This is a genomic window from Rothia sp. HMSC066H02, assembly GCF_001814995.1.
GTDB lineage: Bacteria > Actinomycetota > Actinomycetes > Actinomycetales > Micrococcaceae > Rothia > Rothia mucilaginosa.
The window spans coordinates 1-12118 of sequence record NZ_KV818672.1; the positions used below are offsets into that span (position 1 = coordinate 1).

Below are 12118 nucleotides of genomic sequence, written 5' to 3' on the forward strand. Positions count from 1 at the left end.
GTTTTTGGGCATGAAAAAACCTCTTACGCACCCGTCATAGCTCGAATACCCTTGCTACCTTCCGGTCCTGGGGGAGTTTTCCAAGATAACGCCACGTAAGAGGCAAGAACCAGTGTACCGGATTTTTGGCGCGTTGGGAACTCGGGGCGAACGCGCGGTGGTTGCGGGCCGGCGCATCCTCGCGGCACTCGGTCGCGCACCCTTGAACAGAGCCCGTGCAAACACCGCACCCGAACCTCCGGCGGGGGTTCGCCGGGCGGTGACGGCGGGCCGCTCGGGCGCGGGGTAAAGCGTCTAAAATGGTAGGGACTGTCCTATCCGCATCCCCGAGCTTAAGAGGTTGCCGTGAGCACTGCCCTTTATCGTCGTTACCGCCCCGAGACCTTCGCCGAGGTCATCGGGCAGGAACAGGTTACCGTGCCCCTCATGACGGCCCTGGAGAAGAACCGCGTCAACCACGCCTACCTTTTCTCCGGACCGCGCGGCTGCGGTAAGACCACCTCGGCCCGTATTCTGGCGCGCTGCCTGAACTGCGCGCAGGGCCCGACCCCCACCCCGTGCGGCGTATGCGATTCGTGCCGTGAGCTTTCGCGTGACGGCGGCGGTTCCCTCGACGTGATTGAGATGGACGCGGCGAGCCACGGCGGTGTGGACCACGCCCGTGACCTGCGCGAGCGCGCGACCCTGGCGCCGGTGCGTGACCGCTACAAGATTTTCATTATTGACGAGGCCCACATGGTCACCCGCGAGGGCTTTAACGCCCTGCTGAAGATTGTGGAGGAGCCGCCGGAGCACGTGAAGTTCATCTTCGCGACGACCGAGCCGAATAAGGTGCTGGGCACGATTCGTTCGCGTACCCACCACTACCCGTTCCGCCTGGTGCCGCCGGAGGTTCTTTTGCCGTATCTGCAGTCCCTGTGCGACCAGGAGCAGGTGGCGGTGGAGCCGGGCGTGCTGCAGCTGGTGATTCGTGCCGGTGGTGGCTCTGTGCGTGATTCGCTGTCGATTCTTGATCAGCTGATGGCTGGTGCGTCCTCCGAGAAGGGTATTGAGTACGACCTTGCGGTGGCCCTGCTGGGCTACACGCACGCCCAGTTGCTGGATGAGGTCGTAGAGGCGCTGGGCGCCAGGGAGGCGTCAACGCTGTTTGGCGCGGTGTCTCGCGTGGTGGCAACCGGTCAGGATCCTCGCCGTTTTGTGGAGGATTTGCTGGAGCGTCTGCGCGATTTGATTGTGGTGAAGGCTGTTCCGCAATCGGCCGCGCAGATTCTGCAGGGCGTTCCGCAGGATCAGCTGGAGCGCCTGGCCGCTCAGGCTCAGGCGCTGACCGAGCGCGAACTGACCCTGGCGGCGGGAACCGTCAACGATGCACTGAACGGTATGACGGGCACCGCTAACCCGCAGCTTCAGCTGGAGTTGCTGTGCGCCCGCCTGCTTCTGCCGGTGGAGGAGGGCTCGGCGAACGGCGCGGAGGTTGCGGCGCTGGCCTCGCGCCTGCAGGTGTTGGAGCGCCGCGTGGCCGCCGGTGGTTCCGCCCCGGCAAGCGTGCAGACCGGTTCTCAGGCTGGTTCTCAGGCCCCGGCAGGTATGTCGGCCGCGCGTGCGGCGGGCATGGCTGCGGCAGGCCTGACCCCTAAGACTCAGGCGCCTAACGCGCAGGCTCCTAGCGCCCCGGTTCAGGAGGCGGCTCAGCAGGGCGGCTCTCAGCAGGCTGGGGCGAGTGCTCCCCCACTGGCCGGCGGTCCGCTTAGCTCTGCGCCCCTGGCCCCGGCAGCGCAGGCACCTTCGACTCGGACTCCTGCCGCTCCGGTCGGTGCGCCCCTGGCGGGTACCACCCCGACGGCACCTAATGCTCCGGCTTCCCCTGCAGCTGATGCCGCTCCGGAGGGTACGCCCTCAGCGCCTTTGAAGCTTAATCCGAATGACCCGCTGGCGGCGGTCCAGGGCAATTGGCGTGCCATCCTTAACCGAATGAGCGTTCCGGGTTCCGCGGAGCAGCTGGCGAAGGTTTACCCCGCCCGCATGGAGGGCACCGTGCTCTACGTGCGCGCCGACATCGCAACCCTGCGCGCGGTCAAGGGCTACGTCCCCGAGCTAACCGCCCGCGTGAGCGAGTTCCTGCGCGGCCCCGTGACGATTCACGCCGAGGTCGTCAAGCCCGGCGAGCCCCTCAAGCCGGGCGCCCCTGTACCCCAGCGGGAGGCTCAGCCCGCCGCGCCGACTCCTCAGCAGCCCACCGCACCCCTGGCGGAGGGCCCCCGCGGCGGTGAGGATGCGTGGCGTCGCCACGGTCAGCCGGTGAACGACGCCGCGGCTCCGGCAGCCACCAGCGTGGATGCGCCCCTGGGCGCCTGGGACGTGGCACCCATCCCGCAGAGCGAGGAGGCTGCGCCCGCGGCCGCCGTGGAACCCTCCCCCGCAGAGCCTTTCCCCGCGCAGGTGCCCCCGACCCAGCCTGAGCCGAGCCCCCACGCAGGACCGCTCTCTCAGCCCGGCACGGATGCTCCGGCCGGCGGCTTTGGCGAGCGCGATTCCTTCGCGGCCTCCGGCAGCGGGGTTCCGCAGGAGGCCCCCGGTCGTAGCGATGCGCAGGAGCCTCCGTTCGAGGACGAGCCGCCCTATGATGCGGAGCCCTCTTACAACGAACCGGCCGAAGCAATGCCCGAGGCCCCCGAGGCGGCGGCTCCCGCGGCTGAGCCGATTGCGCCCGCAGGCCCTCTGGCGGCAGGCCCCCTAGCGGCAGGACCCCTGGCCGCCGGTCCTCTGGCGGCGGGTCCTCTGGCCCCGGCGCCGGCCAATGAGTCGGCTTCTGAACCGGTTACCGAGCCTGAGCCTTCCGCCGAGCCCGCCTCATCCGAGGTGGTGCCCACGAAGCCCGTGCACGTCGTGACCGAGGAGGACTACATCTCGGAGGACGACGAGAAGGTCGAAAACAGCACCTTCATCGGCCTGCGGGCCATCGAGAAGATCATCGGCGGCACCGTCATCGACGAGCGCCCCCTGCACCAGGGCTAGACCGCCAAGGGCACGCGTTTTGGCCGGTCGTTCCGATGAGCCGCCCAACGCGTCCAACGCACCCGCCGGCGCCGAAAATGACAGGAATTTTCGGCGCCGGCGGGCATTTTTCTGCCCGAATCCCCGTTAAGCTGTCAGGGGGTTGGGCCACACTGGTACCGAAGCGGCCCCCACGCGGAGTATCCTAGACACTCACCGCGGACCACGGCAGATTGGAGAAGCCATGTACGAGGGAGCAGTTCAAAACCTCATTGACGAGCTCGGCCGCCTGCCGGGCGTGGGCCCCAAGTCGGCTCAGCGCATCGCTTTTCACATTCTGAATGCGGATGCTGCCGATATGGCGCGCCTAGCCAACGCCATTTCCACGGTGAAGACCAGCGTGAGCTTCTGCGAGGAATGCGGTAACGTCTCCGAGACGAAGCTATGCACCATCTGTCGTGATGAGCGCCGCGACCCGTCCGTGCTGTGTGTGGTCGAGGAGTCGAAGGATGTGGTGGCGATTGAGCGTACCCGTTCCTTTACCGGCCGCTACCATGTGCTCGGTGGCGCTATTAACCCGCTGGCGGGTGTGGGCCCGGAGCAGCTGCGTATTCGTGAGCTGGTGTCCCGCCTGGCGGATGAGCGTATCCAGGAGATTATTCTGGCGATGGACCCGAACCTTGAGGGCGAGGCAACCGCAACCTACCTCTCGCGCATGCTCGTGCCGCTGGGTGTGCGTCTGTCGCGCCTGGCATCGGGTCTTCCGGTCGGTGGCGACCTGGAGTACGCGGACGAGATTACCCTGGGCCGCGCGCTGGAGGGCCGCCGCGTCATTAGCGAGGGCACAGCGGTGGCTCATACTGCCGCCGAGGATTTTGAGCGCGTGAACCGCGAGGAGGAGCAGGAGCGTGAGCAGGCGGCTCAGGTTCAGGCTCAGGAGGCGAAGCAGAGTCGTCGCCGCTGGAATTCGAGCATGTTTGATGACCTGGATTCTGCCGTTTCTGCCCCGCAGGCGCCCGCCACTGAGGGTGTGCAGGGCACGGTGGATGAGCAGCTGATCGAGCGGGTTCTGCAGGAGGCTGAGGAATCAGGCGACAAGAAATCCGGCGAGGAAGAATCCGGTGACGAGGAATCCCACCGTGAGGGATCCCCTGCCAATTCTGGTGCGGGCTCTGCCCCTGAATTGGCAGAAGCAACCCCTGACTTGGGCGAAGACTCCGTTGAGGGTACTCCGGCGAGCGCCGCCTCCGAACCCGCTTCCGAGCCCACTGAGGCACCCGCAACCGAGCAGGCGGAAGATGCGCCGGAGGTGTTCCGCGCCCCGGACTATGAGGAGAAGATTCGCACTATTCAGAACGCCCCGTTGCGCACCCCGAAGCCGGACGTTCCGCCGCTGCCGGGTGTCACGTACGTGAACCCGTGGACCTAAAAACTAGCCCTCTCAGGTTTGCTGTGCCCGCCTCCGCACCCCGCGTCACCACCGTGTAATACTACGTAATATTTCACGGGGCAATACATACGGGTGCACAGTTCGCCGCTTGCGCTGAACGCCGTCTACTATAAATGAGGAGCCGGCGTCTGCCGGCAGCACACAAGTAACTGACCTGGAGAATTCTATGAGCCTGATCGTCCAAAAGTTCGGCGGTTCCTCCGTAGCGGATGCGGAGGGTGTAAAGCGCGTTGCCCGCCGCGTCGTGGACACTCAGAAGGCAGGTAACGATGTGGTCGTCGTGGTGTCCGCTATGGGTGACACCACCGATGAGCTGCTCGACCTTGCCGCAGAGGTCACCAGCAATGTCACTCCTTCCCGTGAGCTGGACATGCTGCTGACTGCCGGTGAACGCATTTCGACTGCCATCCTGTCGATGGCTATTAACGACCTGGGTGCTAAGGCCCAGTCTTTCACTGGTTCTCAGGCTGGCATGATTACTGACGGTGTGCACGGTTCTGCGCGTCTGGTGGAGGTCAACCCGGAGCGTATCCGTGAGTCCGTCGAGGCCGGAAATATCGCGATTGTTGCTGGTTTCCAGGGTATGAACCGTCAGAGTGGCGATATTACGACTCTGGGCCGCGGCGGTTCTGATACGACCGCCGTTGCTCTGGCCGCCGCGCTGAACGCCGATGTGTGCGAGATTTACTCGGACGTGGACGGCGTGTTCACTGCCGACCCGCGCATCGTGCCGACCGCGCACAAGCTGGATACCATCACCAGCGAGGAAATGCTGGAGATGGCGGCTAACGGTGCGAAGATTCTGCACCTGCGCAGTGTTGAGTATGCTCGTCGTTTTAATTTGAAGCTTCACGTGCGTTCTTCGTTCTCTAACCTTGAAGGCACTATTGTGGTTCCGGAGGAGTCCGCGGAACTGACCCCCACCCATCTGAAGGAGATTCCCTTGGAGCAGCCCCTGATTTCTGGTGTCGCGCACGATCGCACCCGCGCAAAGATTACTGTTGTTGGTGTTCCGGATGTTCCCGGTTCGGCAGCTAAGGTGTTCGGCCTGATTAACGAGGCGAAGGTAAACCTGGACATGATTGTTCAGAACGTTCCCACCGACCGCCCGAACGTGACCGATATTTCCTTCACTCTGGATCAGGCTCAGGGCGACGCTGCGCTGAAGGCGCTGAAGGCTGCGCAGGCTGAGTTGGGTTTCCAGGAGGTTATTTACAACGAGTCGGTTGGTAAGCTGTCGCTGGTTGGCGCGGGCATGAAGACTAACACGGGTGTTTCGTTCACTTTCTTTGAGGCTCTGTCTGCTGCTGGCGTGAACATTGACATGATTTCGACGTCTGAGATTCGTATTTCGGTGATTACTGAGCTGAGCAAGCTGGATGAGGCTGTTCGCGCGGTGCACACTGCGTTCGGTCTGGATGCTGAGGGTGAGGCTACTGTTTACGGTGGTACTGGCCGCTAGGGTTTAGCTCGTTTGTGAGCTGTACGCTTCGGGAGGGGCGGTGCTGGTTTGATCCGGCGCCGCCCCTCCCTTTTGCTGTGTATAGGTGAAATAACTGAAACGCTTTACAGTTATTTCAGATAGGGGTAAGGTTGTATCAACTGTGGATGAGCCTCTCACCGAATGATATGCACTCCACCGGCGCGGTGCCTTCGGACGCTTATTCGCCCAACCCCGAGGAGAAGATAATGACCACCACCCTAACCAACCCCCTGGAGGAAGATACCCTCAATCAGGCTCGCGCAGAGGCACGGGAAATCCTTAAGAACTCTGAAGAAACCACCATTGAGCTGACCGTTTCGGGCCGAGAAAGCCAGCAGTTTGGCGATGCCCTCAACCAGGTCATTCAGCACGTCCTGCATGCCCTGGCTAACGGGCGAAGTATCGATGTTCAGGTTGTCCCTCACGATTTGACGACGACGGTTGCGGCGCAGCGTATCGGTATTTCACGCCCGACACTCATGAAGGCTATTCGCTCTGGTGACCTCCCGGCGCATAAGGTGGGTAGCCACTTCCGTATCCGCACCGAGGATGCTGACGCTTTCCGTAAGGGACTTCTCGAGAAGACCGTTGCTCAGAAGGAGCAAGCTCTCAAAGAGCTCTGGGAACTCGAGGATGAACACGGTCTTGTTGATGTCTTCACTAAATAAAGTAGTTTTACTTCCTGCCACACCTTGTCGCGGCATCGTTTAGGCTAGAAGCATGAGTAGTGTTGTTTTTTCCCAGGTGATGGATGCCCGCGAATGGCGTGCCGCAGAGGCGGCGCATGAGGCGCGTGCCGGCCGCTACGCTGACCCGTTTGCGCAGCGTCGCGCCCGCCACGAAGTGCACCCCGTGGAAGACTTCCTCTTCACCTACTACACTCTCAAGCCCGGCCAGTTCAAGCGCTGGCATCCCGGCGCCGGCGTCATTCTGCTGGATGCACCCGAGCGCACCTCCTGGCGTTTCTACCGACCCGCAACCGAGCAGGAGCTCCTTGACGCTGGCTGCACCCCGCAGGTGGCGCGCGCCCAGGCGGATGCCGCCTCCGCCGTCACGGTGGACGTCACCGATTTTGTGGAGCGCCGCGCTACCGCCCTCGCCTTCACCCACGAGATCCTGCGCAACACCGCCGCGAAGAAGGGGCAGTTCGGTTGCTTCGGCATGCATGAGTGGGCGATGGCGTACAAGTCAGTGGAGAACAACATCCGCCACGACTACCTGGAACTGCGCCTGGGCGCGGAGGGTACGGACCGCGTGGTGGAGGAGCACCGCATCCGCTGCTCGCACTTTGATGCGTTCCGTTTCTTCATGCCGCAGGCGGCACCGATGAACGAACTGCAGCCGACCCGCGAATCCCAGCGTTTTCTGGAGCAGCCCGCGTGCCTGCACGCGAATATGGACGTGTACAAGTGGGCGTATAAGTTGCTGCCGCTGGTTGATTCGACTCTAGTCATGGATTGTTTTGACCTGGCGTGGGATGCGCGCGAACTGGATATGCGCGCGGCCCCCTACGATATTCGCAGCTGGGGGTACGAGCCGATTCCGGTGGAGACGACCGAGGGTAAGGCCGAGTACGTGCGGATTCAGCGTGAGCTGTCGGAGCGTTCGATTGAGCTGCGTGAGCGCCTGCTGCAGGTGTGCGAGCGCTACCTGCCGCCGCTAAGTAGTGAGTAGGCTGGGCGGTGAATAGCTGGCTGGCGGCGCGGGCCAGTTGTGTTTTTGGCGCTGTGGCGTGTGGGTTTGGTGCCCAGCGCGTGAGAAAAGGGTGACTTGGGGCTCTCTATTTGGTAATTGGTGGTCTCGTCATCTCACTTTCCGCTGTACTGGGGTAGAATGAGATACGGCTCATACAGAACCCACGCACCCAAGGAGTGCCCACACATGGCCCGTATTGTTGTTGATGTTATGCTCAAGCCCGAAATTCTTGACCCGCAGGGTAAGGCTATTTCTCACGAGCTGCCCCGTATCGGCGTTGATTCTTTCGTTGATGTTCGCCAGGGTAAGCGCTTCGAGCTGACCGTCGAGGGTGAGGCAACCGAGGAGCACCTCGCGGCTGCCCGCAAGGCTGCTGAAGAGTTGCTCTCGAACCCCGTCATCGAAGACGTTGTGAACGTTTCGGTTCTGGAGGACTAATACCTATGGCAGAGTCCCTCGCACCCACTGAAGTCCCCCTGGTTGGCGACTTCTCTAGCTACTCCCCGAACCCCGCTTTCGCTGATGCACGCGTTGGCGTGGTGACTTTCCCCGGCACCCTGGATGACCGTGACGCTGCGCGTGCTGTCCGTCTGGCTGGCGGTACCGTCGTTGAGCTGTGGCACGACGACGCTGATTTGAAGAACGTTGATGCCGTCATTATTCCTGGCGGTTTCTCCTACGGTGACTACCTGCGTGCTGGCGCTATTGCTGCGAAGGCTCCCGTGATGCGTTCGGTGATTGATGCCGCTAACGCTGCTGGTACCTCCGGTTCCGCTCCCCTGCCTGTTCTGGGTATTTGCAATGGTTTCCAGATTCTGACTGAGTCTCACCTGCTGCCCGGTTCGATGATTAAGAACGATCACCGCAAGTTCATTTGCCGTGACCAGGTTCTGCGCATTGAGAATAACTCCACCTCCTGGACGAGCGATTACGCTGCTGGCCAGGAGATTGTTGTCCCTCTGAAGAACCAGGACGGTCAGTATGTTGCTGACCCGAAGACTCTGGAGGCGCTGGAGGCTGAGGGTCGCGTGGTGTTCCGCTACGTTGGTTTCAACCCGAATGGTTCCCGTAATGACATTGCTGGTATCAGCAATGAGCGCGGTAACGTGGTCGGTCTGATGCCGCACCCGGAGCACGCTGTGGAGCCTGGCTTCGGTCCTTCCTCTTCCGGTTTTGGTGAAGTTTCTCTGCGCGGTGGCGCCGATGGTCTCGGCGTGTTCACCTCCGTTCTTGCCAACCTGATTAACGCCCGCTAACGCACGACAAGGATTCTAAGAAGTTATGAGCGAAAAGCAGTTTAACCTCGACACCGTCGAGCACGCGGCGGCAACCCCGGACACCGAACTCCCCTGGGCTGAACTGGGTCTGAAGGAGAACGAGTTCGAGGATATTAAGGAGATTCTTGGTCGCCGTCCTACCGCGGCTGAGCTGGCAATGTACTCGGTCATGTGGTCCGAGCACTGCTCCTACAAGTCTTCTAAGGTTCATCTGAAGCAGTTCGGTGCGAAGGTCACCGATGAGATGAAGAAGGACCTGATGGTCGGTATCGGTGAGAACGCCGGTGTGACCGATATTGGTGACGGCTGGGCTGTTACCTTCAAGATTGAGTCCCACAACCACCCCTCGTACGTGGAGCCCTACCAGGGTGCTGCGACCGGTGTGGGCGGTATTGTGCGTGACATTATTTCGATGGGTGCACGCCCGATTGCTGTGATGGATCCGCTGCGTTTCGGTGCGATTGATCACCCGGACACCGCCCGCGTTATTGGTGGCGTGGTTGCCGGTATTGGTGGTTACGGTAACTCCCTGGGTCTGCCGAACATCGGCGGCGAGGTTGAGTTCGATTCCTGCTACCAGGCAAACCCGCTGGTCAACGCACTGGCTGTGGGTATTATGCGTCACGAGGACATCCGCCTGGCGAACGCATCGGGCGTGGGCAACAAGGTTGTCCTCTTCGGTGCACGCACCGGTGGCGACGGCATCGGCGGTGCGTCGGTGCTGGCGTCCGAGTCTTTCGATGACACCAAGCCCTCGAAGCGTCCTGCCGTTCAGGTGGGCGACCCCTTCGCTGAGAAGGTTCTGATTGAGTGCTGCCTGGAGCTGTTCAAGGGCTCCGTGGTTGAGGGTATTCAGGACCTGGGTGCTGCGGGTATTTCCTGTGCAACCAGCGAGCTGGCTTCTAACGGTGAGGGCGGCATGCACGTTGACCTGACCAAGGTTCTGCTGCGTGACCCCACCCTGACCCCGGGCGAGATTCTGATGTCTGAGTCTCAGGAACGCATGATGGCTGTTGTCTCCCCCGAGAACGTGGAGCGCTTCGAAGCGATCATGAACAAGTGGGGCGTGGAGTACTCCTTCCTCGGTGAGGTCACCAACTCTGGCCGCCTGGTCATCGAGTGGGACGGCGAGGTCATCGTGGATGTTGACCCCCGCACCGTCGCGCACGACGGCCCGACCTACGAGCGTCCTTACGCACGCCCCGAGTGGCAGGATGACGTCCAGGCTAACCACTTCACCGGTTCGGCTGCCGACGATTCCCGCCCGCGCGGTAAGGAGCTGGGCGAGGCAATCAAGGCGTTCATGGCGTCCCCGAACATGTGCTCCAAGTCCTGGATCACCAACCAGTACGACCGCTACGTTCAGGGCAACACCGCCCTGTCCATGCCGGACGACGGCGGCGTGGTGCGCGTGGACGAGAACACCAACCTCGGTGTTGCTCTGGCGACCGACGCCTCCCCGCGTTTCACCTACTTGGATCCGTACGAGGGTGCTCGCGCGTCCTTGGCTGAGGCGTACCGTAACGTTGCGACCGTTGGTGCACGCCCCGTGGCTGTGTCTGACTGCCTGAACTTCGGTTCTCCCGAGGATCCGGACGTCATGTGGCAGTTCGCTGAGGCTGTTCGCGGCCTGGCTGATGGCTGCATGGAGCTGGGTGTTCCGGTGACCGGCGGTAACGTGTCCCTGTACAACCAGACCGGTGGTAAGGCTATTAACCCGACCCCCGTGGTAGCGATGATGGGCGTGATGGATGACGTCACCCGCCGCACCCCTTCGGGTTGGGCTCCTGAGCATGACGGTCAGGCTATCTACCTGCTGGGTACCACTCGCGATGAGCTGGACGGCTCCGAGTGGGCTCGTTTCAAGGGCCACCTGGGCGGTCAGCCGCCGAAGGTTGATCTGGCTCTGGAGCGTCAGCTGGGTGACATGCTGGTGAACATGTCTCGTGACGGCATGATTGATGCCGCACACGACGTGTCTGCTGGTGGTCTGGCTGCGGCTCTGTCGGAGGCTTGCCTGCGTTTCAACACCGGTGCCCGCATTGGTCTGGGTGAGGTTGCTGAGCGTGACGGCGTGGACCTGTTCACTCTGCTGTTCTCGGAGTCCCTGGGCCGCGTTGTGGTTTCGGTTCCGCGTTCTGAGGAGGTGCGCTTCAAGGATATGTGCACCGCTCGCCAGTTCCCCTTCGCACGTATTGGTGTGGTGGATGCTGCGTCGAACGCTCTGGACTTCCAGGATGAGGTTTCCATTGACCTGGATGAGTTGCGTGCAGCTCACGAGGGTACTCTCGCTTCTTACTTCGGTGAGGTTGCGAAGGGCTAGTTTTCGACTAGTTTGAGACTAACGCCGAAAGGGGCGGATGCTTGTGAAAGCATCCGCCCCTTTTGTTATGCCTGCGGGCTTGTGCATTGAGCGGTGAGAGGTTGTGCGTTGAGGCGTTCTGGGTTTATGCCTCGGCGACCTTGCGGCCCAGCTGCGCGAACAGGGAGGCGTTGATGCGGAAGCCTTCGATGCATTCTTCGATGAGGGCTTCGCGCTGTTCGTCGGTCAGGGGTGCGTTGTCGAGCAGTTCGCGGTAGCCGTCCTTGAAGACCTTGGGCTTGGGCAGTTCGGTGAAGCGGTACATGCTCAGCGCTTCGGCGGGGATGCCGTAGTGGCGGGTAACGAGCGCTGCGACTGCCTGGCCGCCGGAGAGGTCGCCGAGGTAGCGCAGGTAGTGGTGTGCGAGGTAGCGTTCGGGGGAGTTGACGGTGGCGCGGATGCGCTCTACGTACTCTGCGGTTGCGGGCAGGGGCGCGTCGATGTCGCCGTCCTGGCCGAGGGCGCGGATGTCTGCGCGGATGTATTCTGCGCGGTCGAGGCCGGGGTGGGTGAAGGGTTCGGTGATGGGGTTGGATTCTGCGCGGTAGTGTTCGGAGACTGCTTCGAGTGCTTCGTAGATGTGCACGTACTGGTTGATGAGGCGCAGGTATGCCTCGGTATTGAGGGTGCCGCCCATGAGGTCTTCCATGAAGGTGGAGTGTTCGGCGTTGTCGTGGACGTGCTTGGTGCTTTCCTTCAGGCGTGCGGAGAAGCGTTCCTGGGTGGTTTCGGGGGTGGTAATAGTCATGGTGAGTTCCTAAAGTGGCTTGTGGGTGGACAATAAAGGTTTTGATGACACTGTGTCACCAAACTGTTAATGACATATTGTCACCAAAAACCGGTTTTGGCAATAGTTC

Annotated in this window: 9 protein-coding genes and 1 other RNA gene; 8 read left to right on the top strand and 2 right to left on the bottom strand. The window is 61.9% G+C overall.

Annotated elements, in window-relative coordinates:
- Positions 1-11: 11 nt before the first annotated feature.
- An RNA gene (ffs, locus tag HMPREF2999_RS02130) (signal recognition particle sRNA small type) lies at positions 12-108 on the bottom strand.
- A gap of 237 nt (positions 109-345) precedes the next feature.
- Here ffs and HMPREF2999_RS02135 point away from each other — a divergent pair.
- The 8 genes from HMPREF2999_RS02135 (at position 346) to purL (ending at position 11222) form a co-directional block, all read left to right on the top strand.
- A complete protein-coding gene (locus tag HMPREF2999_RS02135; protein WP_070675487.1) occupies positions 346-3015 on the top strand; it encodes a DNA polymerase III subunit gamma and tau in 2670 nt (889 codons plus the stop codon).
- A 223-nt stretch (positions 3016-3238) separates the two neighbouring features.
- Complete coding sequence (recR, locus tag HMPREF2999_RS02140) at positions 3239-4423, top strand: recombination mediator RecR (RefSeq protein WP_070675485.1); 1185 nt, start codon at positions 3239-3241, stop codon at positions 4421-4423.
- A gap of 187 nt (positions 4424-4610) precedes the next feature.
- Complete coding sequence (locus tag HMPREF2999_RS02145; RefSeq protein WP_070675482.1) at positions 4611-5906, top strand: aspartate kinase; 1296 nt, start codon at positions 4611-4613, stop codon at positions 5904-5906.
- A 227-nt stretch (positions 5907-6133) separates the two neighbouring features.
- The gene (locus HMPREF2999_RS02150; RefSeq protein WP_070675479.1) at positions 6134-6595 is read left to right on the top strand and encodes an excisionase family DNA-binding protein; all 462 of its coding nucleotides are present in this window, start codon (positions 6134-6136) and stop codon (positions 6593-6595) included.
- A gap of 52 nt (positions 6596-6647) precedes the next feature.
- Positions 6648-7601, top strand: coding sequence for a 3-methyladenine DNA glycosylase (locus HMPREF2999_RS02155; RefSeq protein ID WP_070675477.1), 954 nt, complete (start codon positions 6648-6650; stop codon positions 7599-7601).
- A 207-nt stretch (positions 7602-7808) separates the two neighbouring features.
- Positions 7809-8060: a phosphoribosylformylglycinamidine synthase subunit PurS gene (purS, locus tag HMPREF2999_RS02160; protein ID WP_005507194.1), complete on the top strand. Its 252-nt coding sequence runs from the start codon at positions 7809-7811 to the stop codon at positions 8058-8060.
- Between the two features lie 5 nt (positions 8061-8065).
- Positions 8066-8878 (top strand): phosphoribosylformylglycinamidine synthase subunit PurQ, encoded by an 813-nt coding sequence (gene purQ, locus HMPREF2999_RS02165; protein WP_005507195.1) that lies wholly within the window; start codon positions 8066-8068, stop codon positions 8876-8878.
- A gap of 25 nt (positions 8879-8903) precedes the next feature.
- Positions 8904-11222, top strand: a complete 2319-nt coding sequence (gene purL / locus HMPREF2999_RS02170) for a phosphoribosylformylglycinamidine synthase subunit PurL (protein ID WP_049338232.1) — start codon at positions 8904-8906, stop codon at positions 11220-11222.
- Positions 11223-11346: 124 nt separating this feature from the next.
- Here the strand turns inward: purL and HMPREF2999_RS02175 are convergent, their stop codons facing one another.
- The gene (locus tag HMPREF2999_RS02175; RefSeq protein WP_070675474.1) at positions 11347-12009 is read right to left on the bottom strand and encodes a biliverdin-producing heme oxygenase; all 663 of its coding nucleotides are present in this window, start codon (positions 12007-12009) and stop codon (positions 11347-11349) included.
- Between the last annotated feature and the right edge of the window lie 109 nt (positions 12010-12118).

Bases quoted from the DNA above. Each gene is read 5' to 3' on its own strand.
- recR (WP_070675485.1), top strand. From the start codon at position 3,239: ATGTACGAGGGAGCAGTTCAAAACCTCATTGACGAGCTCGGCCGCCTG.
- HMPREF2999_RS02145 (WP_070675482.1), top strand. From the start codon at position 4,611: ATGAGCCTGATCGTCCAAAAGTTCGGCGGTTCCTCCGTAGCGGATGCG.
- HMPREF2999_RS02150 (WP_070675479.1), top strand. From the start codon at position 6,134: ATGACCACCACCCTAACCAACCCCCTGGAGGAAGATACCCTCAATCAG.
- HMPREF2999_RS02155 (WP_070675477.1), top strand. From the start codon at position 6,648: ATGAGTAGTGTTGTTTTTTCCCAGGTGATGGATGCCCGCGAATGGCGT.
- purS (WP_005507194.1), top strand. From the start codon at position 7,809: ATGGCCCGTATTGTTGTTGATGTTATGCTCAAGCCCGAAATTCTTGAC.
- purQ (WP_005507195.1), top strand. From the start codon at position 8,066: ATGGCAGAGTCCCTCGCACCCACTGAAGTCCCCCTGGTTGGCGACTTC.
- purL (WP_049338232.1), top strand. From the start codon at position 8,904: ATGAGCGAAAAGCAGTTTAACCTCGACACCGTCGAGCACGCGGCGGCA.
- HMPREF2999_RS02175 (WP_070675474.1), bottom strand. From the start codon at position 12,009: ATGACTATTACCACCCCCGAAACCACCCAGGAACGCTTCTCCGCACGC.